Annotated in this window: 8 protein-coding genes and 1 tRNA gene; 3 read left to right on the top strand and 6 right to left on the bottom strand. The window is 41.7% G+C overall.

Going from position 1 to position 8,840, the window contains the following annotated elements; translation table 11 throughout:
* Nucleotides 1-188 precede the first annotated feature (188 nt).
* Entirely contained in the window at nt 189-353 is a 165-nt protein-coding gene (locus AB3112_RS05580; RefSeq protein WP_179136568.1) for a hypothetical protein, read from the top strand.
* Between the two features lies 1 nt (nt 354).
* Here the strand turns inward: AB3112_RS05580 and argS are convergent, their stop codons facing one another.
* Complete coding sequence (argS, locus tag AB3112_RS05575; RefSeq protein WP_084975251.1) at nt 355-2,046, bottom strand: arginine--tRNA ligase; 1,692 nt, start codon at nt 2,044-2,046, stop codon at nt 355-357.
* Nucleotides 2,047-2,357: 311 nt separating this feature from the next.
* Nucleotides 2,358-2,428: transfer RNA gene (locus tag AB3112_RS05570), tRNA-Gly, on the bottom strand.
* A gap of 126 nt (nt 2,429-2,554) precedes the next feature.
* On the opposite strand from AB3112_RS05570, the gene AB3112_RS05565 reads away from it, so the two are divergent.
* Complete coding sequence (locus tag AB3112_RS05565; RefSeq protein ID WP_367334085.1) at nt 2,555-2,893, top strand: YisL family protein; 339 nt, start codon at nt 2,555-2,557, stop codon at nt 2,891-2,893.
* An 8-nt stretch (nt 2,894-2,901) separates the two neighbouring features.
* Here AB3112_RS05565 and AB3112_RS05560 read toward each other — a convergent pair whose 3' ends face one another.
* The 4 genes from AB3112_RS05560 to asnB are packed head-to-tail and all read right to left on the bottom strand — an operon-like array spanning nt 2,902 to nt 8,331.
* On the bottom strand, nt 2,902-3,618 hold the full coding sequence (locus AB3112_RS05560) for an aspartate/glutamate racemase family protein (RefSeq protein ID WP_367334084.1): 717 nt from the start codon (nt 3,616-3,618) through the stop codon (nt 2,902-2,904).
* A 12-nt stretch (nt 3,619-3,630) separates the two neighbouring features.
* Nucleotides 3,631-4,881, bottom strand: a complete 1,251-nt coding sequence (locus tag AB3112_RS05555; protein WP_084975245.1) for a carboxylate--amine ligase — start codon at nt 4,879-4,881, stop codon at nt 3,631-3,633.
* A gap of 3 nt (nt 4,882-4,884) precedes the next feature.
* Nucleotides 4,885-6,441, bottom strand: coding sequence for a UDP-N-acetylmuramoyl-L-alanyl-D-glutamate--2,6-diaminopimelate ligase (locus AB3112_RS05550; RefSeq protein ID WP_367334083.1), 1,557 nt, complete (start codon nt 6,439-6,441; stop codon nt 4,885-4,887).
* Nucleotides 6,442-6,450: 9 nt separating this feature from the next.
* Nucleotides 6,451-8,331, bottom strand: coding sequence for an asparagine synthase (glutamine-hydrolyzing) (gene asnB / locus AB3112_RS05545; RefSeq protein WP_057910465.1), 1,881 nt, complete (start codon nt 8,329-8,331; stop codon nt 6,451-6,453).
* A 214-nt stretch (nt 8,332-8,545) separates the two neighbouring features.
* Between asnB and AB3112_RS05540 the strand changes: the two genes are divergently transcribed.
* Nucleotides 8,546-8,779, top strand: a complete 234-nt coding sequence (locus AB3112_RS05540) for a hypothetical protein (RefSeq protein ID WP_057910466.1) — start codon at nt 8,546-8,548, stop codon at nt 8,777-8,779.
* The last annotated feature ends 61 nt before the right edge of the window (nt 8,780-8,840 follow it).

The raw sequence follows: 8,840 nt of genomic DNA, 5'->3' as shown, positions 1-8,840 counted from the left end.
TGAACATGGGCAGTTTTGGCTAGAAATACCATGTAGGTACTGGTTACCAACGAAACACTCAAAAAGACAACAACCAGCCATTTAACCAGATGAAATCTTCGACAAAACCGGTTGAACTTTTTAAAAAATGAACCGACCGATTTTCTGAACGATTTGGTTGAATTGTTGTTCATACGGATACTCCTTTGATGAATACTTCAATATTGTATCATATCTGGAAAAAGCCGGATTTTTACCGGAATAAATTTAACCAGGACTTAAAGAAACTGCCGTCATTTGGTCATAAACAAGTCATTTTGGACATTAAAAAGCCGAAGCAAGACTGCTTCGGCTTTTTAATTGAACGTCAGTGATTTACATTGCGTCTGGTGCCTTAACTCCTAATAGGTTAAGTGATTCTTTCAAGACAATTGAAACTGCCTTGACGAGTGACAAACGGGCACCCAATTGATCATCTTCAACCAAAATCTTTGAGTGGGCATAATACTTATTGAATGCTTTAGCCAGTCTCAATGCATACTTGGCAACTTCAGAAGGTTCGAAGTCCTTGCATGCACTTTCGATGACTGTTGGGAAGTCCTTTAACGCAGTAACAGTTTCCCACGCTGCAGGGTCATCAAGGCGTTTGTCGGCACCATGAAGGTCAATGTCGCCAGCCTTTCTTAAAATGCTTTCAGCACGCGCGTGTGAGTATTGAACGTATGGTCCGGTCTCACCTTCAAAGCGTAATTGGTCTTCCAACACAAAGTCGATGTTGTTGGTCCGTTCGTTCTTTAAATCGCCAAAGATAATGGCGCCGACACCAACTTCCTTGGCTACTTCGTCTTTGTTTGGCAAATCAGGATTCTTGGCTTCAATTTGCTTCTTAGCCAAGTCAATGGCGTCTTCCAAAACCTGATCAAGTAAGATGATCCGTCCTGAACGAGTTGACAATTTTTTACCATTAACGGTGATCAGACCAAATGGAATATGATGGAGATTTTCAGCTGATGGCAAGCCCATTTCGAGCAAAACAGCCTTTAATTGTTGGAAGTAATAGGTCTGTTCAGAACCAACAACATACAAGTTCATGGCAGGCTTATAAGTTCGGTCACGATAAATCGCTGTCGCAATATCACGGGTGATGTAAAGCGTTGCGCCATCACTCTTTAAAATCAGTGCAGGATTTAAATTATACTTATCCAACTTAACAACTTGAGCACCTTGAGATTCCTGAAGCAATTCCTTATCCTTGAGGATCTGAATTCCTTCGTCCATCTTATCGTTATAGAAGGCTTCACCGTTGTATGTGTCGAAGGTAACGCCCAATTTTTCGTAAATCTTGTTGAATGATTCAAGAGAAACCTTACGGAACCACTTCCAGAGGAAGACTTCTTCTTCGTTGCCCTCTTCAAGCTTCTTGAAGGTTTCACGGGCTTCATCATCCAACTCAGGGTGTTCTTTGTCCTCTTGATGGAATTTAACGTAATATTTAACTAAGTTATTGATTGGGTCTTTTTTGACATCTTCTTCATTGCCCCACTTTTTGTAGGCAACAATTAATTTACCAAATTGTGTTCCCCAGTCACCCAAGTGATTATCTTTGATTGGATGATAACCGTTCTTAACTAAAATTTTGGCAATTGAATTTCCAATCACCGTTGAGCGCAGGTGGCCCATTGAAATGGGTTTGGCAATGTTAGGTGATGACATATCAATTGGTACATTACCGCCCTTACCGTTGTCATTTTGACCATATGCGGCCCCTTCTTCAAGCACTTCATTCAAAATTTCGTTGCTGAAATTGCCCTTGTCCAAGAAGAAGTTGATGTAAGCGCCCTTTGCTTCAACCTTTTCGTATGAAGTCTGGTCGATTTTAGCAACCAATTCTTCAGCAATCTGATTAGGTGCCTTGTGGAAAACTTTTGCTAATGAAAATGCGGGGAATGCCAAATCACCCATTTGAAGCGTCTTTGGCTTTTCAAGCTTTTCATAAACCTCTGCTGATGACATTTCGTCGTTTAAGACACTTAAAATTGAATTTGTAACCTGTGCTTTGTAGTCCATTAATGTTCCCTCCGTCTGTCTATAAATATACAAAAAAACTCTTACAAAATAATTGCAAGAGACGAGTAAACCCGCGGTACCACTCTATTTGATAAAAGTATCCACTCAAAGTATTAAATTATTATTCTAAAAAGCGCGCTTCGCTGACTGAACTTTCCGGCTCACACCCTCCCGGAATCGCTGTCTATTCAGTAACCAGCTACTGTTCTTTTATCATTGAATAAATATAATGTTCATTGTGTATAATAACTTGTTAACACAGTTGATGTCAACAATTATTGTCAGTCCTAGTACCTATCAAACCGGCACTAAGCGGGTAACGGGAATCGGACCCGCGACGCAAGCTTGGGAAGCTTGTGTTTTACCACTAAACTATACCCGCATAACAAAAACAATTATATCATTTTAAATTATCTTTGTCATAAAGATTTGTAATCTCTAAAGAAATTTAGAAAAGATTGCTTTTTTGATCAAAATTCATAATACTTAACAGTAAGAGGTGATTGGGATGTGGATTATTCTAAACTATAGCTGCTGGGCAATTTTGTTCATTAATTTTATCTGGGGACTCACCCGGTCAATCAAAAAACACGTCATTGACTCGATGATGATCGCCAGATTATTTTACTGGATCATTGTCATCAGCCAAGTGGTCATCTCGCTTCGTTCATTTCACCGTCACCCGTTACTAGTGGTAATTGGTGCCCTTGTTACCTTGGGTGTCATTGCCCTTTCAGAAACTGCGTATGGCAGAAAACAAGATGTGAATTACAGTCCAAAGCTCATGTGGTGGCTATTGCTGGCGACACTGCTTGCGATTTGGGTTCAAACACTGGTCAACTATTAATAAGTTGGCTATTTATTTTGGCCGCGTTTTTCCTTTGCCAGGGCAATGCAGCGATCGGCCAAAACGGTTTGCGCATCAATGACCGGATAGTCATGATTACCCGCTCTTTGCTGAGCAACCGATAGTTCAGTGCAACCCAAGATGACGATGTCGGCCTTGAGCGTTTCAACCATTTGAGACAGGATTAAATGATACAGACCTTCATCGACATAGTTTTTGGCTTTGATATCATCATAAATCAAACTCATGGTCTGATCGGCAATTTTTTCAGTCGGCTTCACTAATTCATAACCGGCACTAATAATTTCGTTATCATAAATTTGGTCATGCAGCGTCCCTTGGGTGGCAATTAAACCGACCCGTTTGGCATTGGGGGCGTATTCTTTAATCGCACTGACCGTTTCCTTTGGCATGTTCAAAATCGGAATTGGCGTTAACGCCTGAAGTTCCTTCAAAAAATAGTGTGCTGTGTTGCAGGGAATCGCAAAAAAATCCGGATGCAGCTGACTTTGCTCCTTAATATCAGCAGCCAAAGGTTCCAGCGGATTAGGCTTGCTATGATCGAGAATATAGTCCGTTCGGTCAGGAATCGTCGCGTGATTAACCAAAATATAATTCAAATAATCTTGGTCACTTTTCGCTTCCGTTCGTTCGTTTAATATGTGAATAAACGTTTCGGTCGCTTCGGTTCCCATTCCACCAATGATCGTAAAAAAGTCTTTCACTTCAATCAGTCCTTACTTTTCGACAAAATACCGTTTAAAGCTCTTGGCATAATTGTGCATCATCCACTTATATAATGCAAAGCGTTTGATATTCTTGTCTTTTGCGTACCAGAAAGTATCCCCATAACGACCTTCGCTGATCATTTGGATCGCTTGTCTTTTACTGTCATTATCTTTGGCGTATTTTTCAAAGATTTGGGGAGTTACACCCAGCCACAGGAAATATTGACTTTGGTCTTTGTTTGCGTAAAGCGTTGGCTTATCGTTGAGTGAATCAAAGACGTAATCCTGAACAACCCAATCGGCCAAGTGATGGCCGTTAAGTGTAACAAAAAAGCTGCTGCGGCCGGTTCTGAGGTTGATTTCAAACAACTTATAGGAGTTGTCCCGGGTGTCGTATTTGATATCAAAATTGGCGTATCCGTGGAAATTAATTTCTTCAAGAAATGTTTGAACCCGGTTATAGATATCCTGGTCGAATTCCGGAATAATTGCCACGTAGTTACCGATCGCAGCGGGCGCAGGATCTTCCAGTAAGGGATGGCCGAGGCACATCAATTTAACCTTGTGATGACGGTCCACATAGACGTTTAACGTCCGCATATTGCTGTCATCACCGGGGATGAAGTCTTGCAGAATAAAGTCTGAGGTATAACCGTTATCGTAACTTTTGGCAACGACTGACTTGAATTCAGCTTCGCTCTTAATGATAAAGGCCTTTTTACGTCCCTCAAAATGAATATCCAACCATTCGACGCTGTTGGCCGGCTTCAATGCCACGGGATAACCAAATGGCTGCTCGATATCATTACCGGATTCATACATTGCTTTGGAAATAATTTTTGTTTTCGGGTATGGCAGATCGTATTGATCGCACATTTTATAAAAGTTTTCTTTATCATTCAGCTTTTTAAGCAGGTCGTAATCGATATATGGGCAGACAAATACGTCTTCGAGTTCAGCTTTGTGCTTGGCAATTAACTCGGCATAGCCATCCCCACAACCAATTAAAATAACCGGTTCTTCATGGTCGGCATAGCGCTGTTTGAGCTTTTTCATCGTGTTGATCCATACCGGATCCTCACTAAAGCCGGGGATCAGTTCCAAATCAACAATTTTGGTAAATCGAGTCGGTGCCAGTTGGGTTTGGGCGTATGCCTTAACCGGCCGACGATAAATCTCATAGAGACTTCGGGCCATTCCGTAGGCATTGAAATCACTTCCCAATAAAACTGGGGTAAAATCAACTTTTTGATTTTTCATTTATTAGAGTCCTTTCACAAGATTTTGAACGATGGTAGCATCGCCCTCATACGGCACATTTTGACCGTTAATTTTTTGATAGTTGTCATGCCCTTTGCCGGCAACGACCACCAAATCACCTTTTTTGCTTTCAGTAACCGCCTTTGTAATTGCGGCTTTTCGATCGGCGATATATTCAAGGTTGACCCGCGTTTGATCAATATGATCCGCGATTTCTGCCGCAATTGCTTTGGGATCTTCAGTTGCGGGATCATCGGTCGTCAAATAGGCTTGATCGGCCGATTCACTAATGGCTTTTCCCAATCCTTCGCGGCGATCGATCCCTTTGTCACCGGTACTTCCAGTAATCACGATGACCTTACCGTTTGGCGCCTGCTTCTTCAAGAAGTCGAGAACCGAATGTAAACTGCCATAATTATGGGCATAATCCACGTAAATCGTTCCGTGAGATTGAGTTTGGTAAATTTCCATTCGACCGGGAACCGTGGTGTGGGCTAATCCGTAAGCGACATCGGCTGGCTTGGCACCCATTAAGGCACTCGTAATAGCCGAGGCGACCGCATTGCCCTCGTTGTAATCGCCGGGAATTCCGATCCGATAAACCCCGTCAATTCCAAGTCGCTTTGCTTTTTCAGTGATTGCAGTTAACACAATTTGGTTTTCGGTCAATGAATCTTCCACTGAACGATAGTCAAAATCAATTGGGTAATCAGTTTCCTGATCGGCCCGCTGACGACCATAAATATAAATATTGTCGGGTTGTGTGGTCGCCTTAGCGGTGTAATAAATATCAGTTAAGTGGGTCCCGTCAGCATTTAGCACGCACGTATCCGAGTTCACCAACAACTGTTCCTTGCAATGAAGATAATCGGCAAAGGTTGGATGTTCATTTCTGCCAATGTGGTCCGGAGAAATGTTCAAGAAGACGCCAACGTCGTAATGAAGCCCATAGACCCGGTTTTTCTTGTACGCCTGCGACGAAACTTCCATCACCAGATGATTCATGCCATTTTCCACAGCTCGATGCATATTGGTAAACAGATCCAGCGATTCAGGGGTCGTCAAATTTGATTTGACCACGTCTTTTTGTTCCAACCCAACAACTGTGTTAATCGTCGATGATAAGGCGACTTTTCGCTGATATGTTCGGTCCAAAATCGCTTTGGTAAAGTATGCCGACGTCGTTTTGCCCTTCGTACCGGTGTAAGCAATTGTTGGCAGTTGATTTTGAGGAAACCCAAAAAATGCCGCACTTACGAGCGACATTGCTTTTTGGATATTGTTAACAATAATCCCAGGAATTTCAGCGTTGGAATAAGCCGTTTCAGACATATACGCCTTTGCACCACGACGTTGGGCATCATCCAAATAAGCCGCTTTAAAGTTCCCCTTGCAAAAGAACAGACAGTTCTCCGTAACCAACTTCGAGTTATATGCAATCTGATCAAAGGAGTAACTTAAGCTGCTAAATTGACTGTCGAGCAGTAAATGATGCTCATTGAGCAATGTTAAAATCTCATTAACAGTAATTTGTGCCAATTTGTGCACCTTCCATTTCATTGCATATTTCTAAATTTGGGTTCGGTGAACCAGCTTAACAGTCTCTTCGGTGGTGTCCTCTGGGAAGTAAACCTGATACCAAAGAATAAACGTATAAATTGTAAAGATCTTCTGCATGTTGGACTTGCCTTCTGCATGCTCTTTTAACAAACGATCCAACTCATTGATATTAAAGAACTTTTGCGCAGTATCGGAATGAAATGCCCGTACGATCCGTTCGTGATACTTGGGATCGTTAATCCAACTAGCAATTGGAGATGGGAAACCAAGCTTTTCTTTCAAAGCCGTCTTCTTGGGCATTTCGCGTTCTGCAGACGTCCGTAAAGCAATCTTGGTTTCGTCAGGGGTAATTCGGGTATGAACAGGCATTGTTTCAGCAAACTCAGCCACTTTTTTATCAACAAATGGGACACGGACTTCCAACGAATTACACATACTCATCCGGTCCGCCTTGTGAAGAATATCAAACGGCAGCCAAGTATTGATATCGAAGTATTCCATTTGAGTCATTTCATCTTTGCCCGCAACATCATCAAAGATGTGCTTCGTGTAGGCTCCAGAATCAACGTTGATTGACGGATCCTTCAAGACCTTGTTGCGATCGTCATAGTTAAAGACGTAGTTAACACGATAATATCGTTCGCTCAATGGCTGAGCACCACGGACCAGGAACCGCTTCCCGTGGAATCGAGGCATCCGTTTGGCAACCGCAGCTAGGCCTTTTCGAACAGGCTTTGGAACGTATTTTTGATAACGGTCAAACGGAATAGCTTCCAAATAAGTGTTATAACCACCAAAGAACTCGTCGGCGCCTTCACCTGACAAAGCAACCTTAACGTGTTTGGATGTATCTTTCGACAAATAGTACAACTGAATTGCAGCCGGGTTGGATAATGGCTCATCCATGTAATACATCATTGTTGGCAGGAAGTCGAAGTAGTCATCCCCGTTCATGTAAATTGGGGTGTTTTTTTGATTAATCGTTTTTGCAAACTCAGTCGACCAAGCCAACTCACTGTATTTTGAGTGGTGAAAGCCAATTGAAAACGATTGGATTGGCTTGAGTTTGGCAGCCTCATTCAAAACATAGCTTGAATCAATCCCACTCGACAAGAAACTGCCGACTTCAACATCGGCAATCATATGAGCCTTCACGGAATCATCAATCAGCTTGCCGATTTTGTCAGCATCGCCTTCGACAGTTTGATTGTTGTCAATGTTGTCGTAGTTGAATTTGTAATAACGGTGAGTTTCGGTCTTGCCGTCCTTATGCAGGAAGTATTGACCCGGAAGTAATTTGTAAACGTGTTTGAACATGGTTTCCCGAGATGGAATGAACTCAAAACTCAAGTGAATTGGGAGTAGTTGGAGGTTTAATTCCTTTTTGAAATTAGGGTGCTCCAAAAATGCCTTGATTTCTGATCCCCAAAGGAAGGTATCGCCGTCATCATAGTAATAAAGCGGCTTAATGCCAAAGTGATCACGGGCACCAAAAACTTCGTTGTTCTTCTTGTCGTAAATGACAAATGCGAACATGCCACGAAGCTTGTCAAGTAAAGCTGGCCCCCACTCTTCATACCCATAAACCAAGACTTCTGAATCCACGTCCGTCTTAAATACGTAGCCTAAATCGCGTAGTTCTTCGCGAATTTCTTTATAATTGTAAATTTCACCATTAAAAGTCAGTACTTTAGTTTGGTCAGCATTAAACATTGGCTGACGGCCATGTGCTAAATCAATGATTGAAAGTCGGCGAAATCCCATCGAAACATTGTCGTCGGAGAAATAAGCTTCGTCGTCGGGGCCACGATGCTTAATCCGATCCGCCATGCTGTTGATGGTGCCTTCTGAAACATCTTTTTGGTTAACGTAACCAACAAATCCGCACATATTTTATACCCCTTTTTCAAATCTATCTTTGTTAGCCTTGAAATTAATAACGCTTTATATTTTATCAGATTACACACTGCGCTACCAGTAGTATAAACCTTTCTTAAACAAGAGCGGCACAACAGGAAATTAAAACACTTTCGAATTTTATTTTACCATTATTTTAAGTTATACTTTAGTTAGCATTACAAAAGTTTTGAAGGGAGAGATACAAATGGATGAGATCGTATTTTTCAACCCAGGAGATTCAATTGGCAACTTTCATGATCACAATGAGGCAGTTAAAACTGCTCAGATTTACAAAGAAAAAGAACACAATAAGCGCGTATTAGTCGTGCACGGTGTTGATAATCAAAATTTTGATATTTTTATGGCCGATGACATCATCAGTCATGATAATGAGAAAAATGCGGTGCAGAAGCCTTATAAGATTTCGGATCGGATTTAATATTATAAAAAAAGAAGAGGCTGAAACAAAAACTCACTTAGGTTTTTGTTTCAGCCTCTTC

The organism is Lentilactobacillus sp., from assembly GCF_040773105.1.
Classification (GTDB): domain Bacteria; phylum Bacillota; class Bacilli; order Lactobacillales; family Lactobacillaceae; genus Lentilactobacillus; species Lentilactobacillus parabuchneri.
This window is presented reverse-complemented; position numbering and strand designations above follow the sequence as displayed.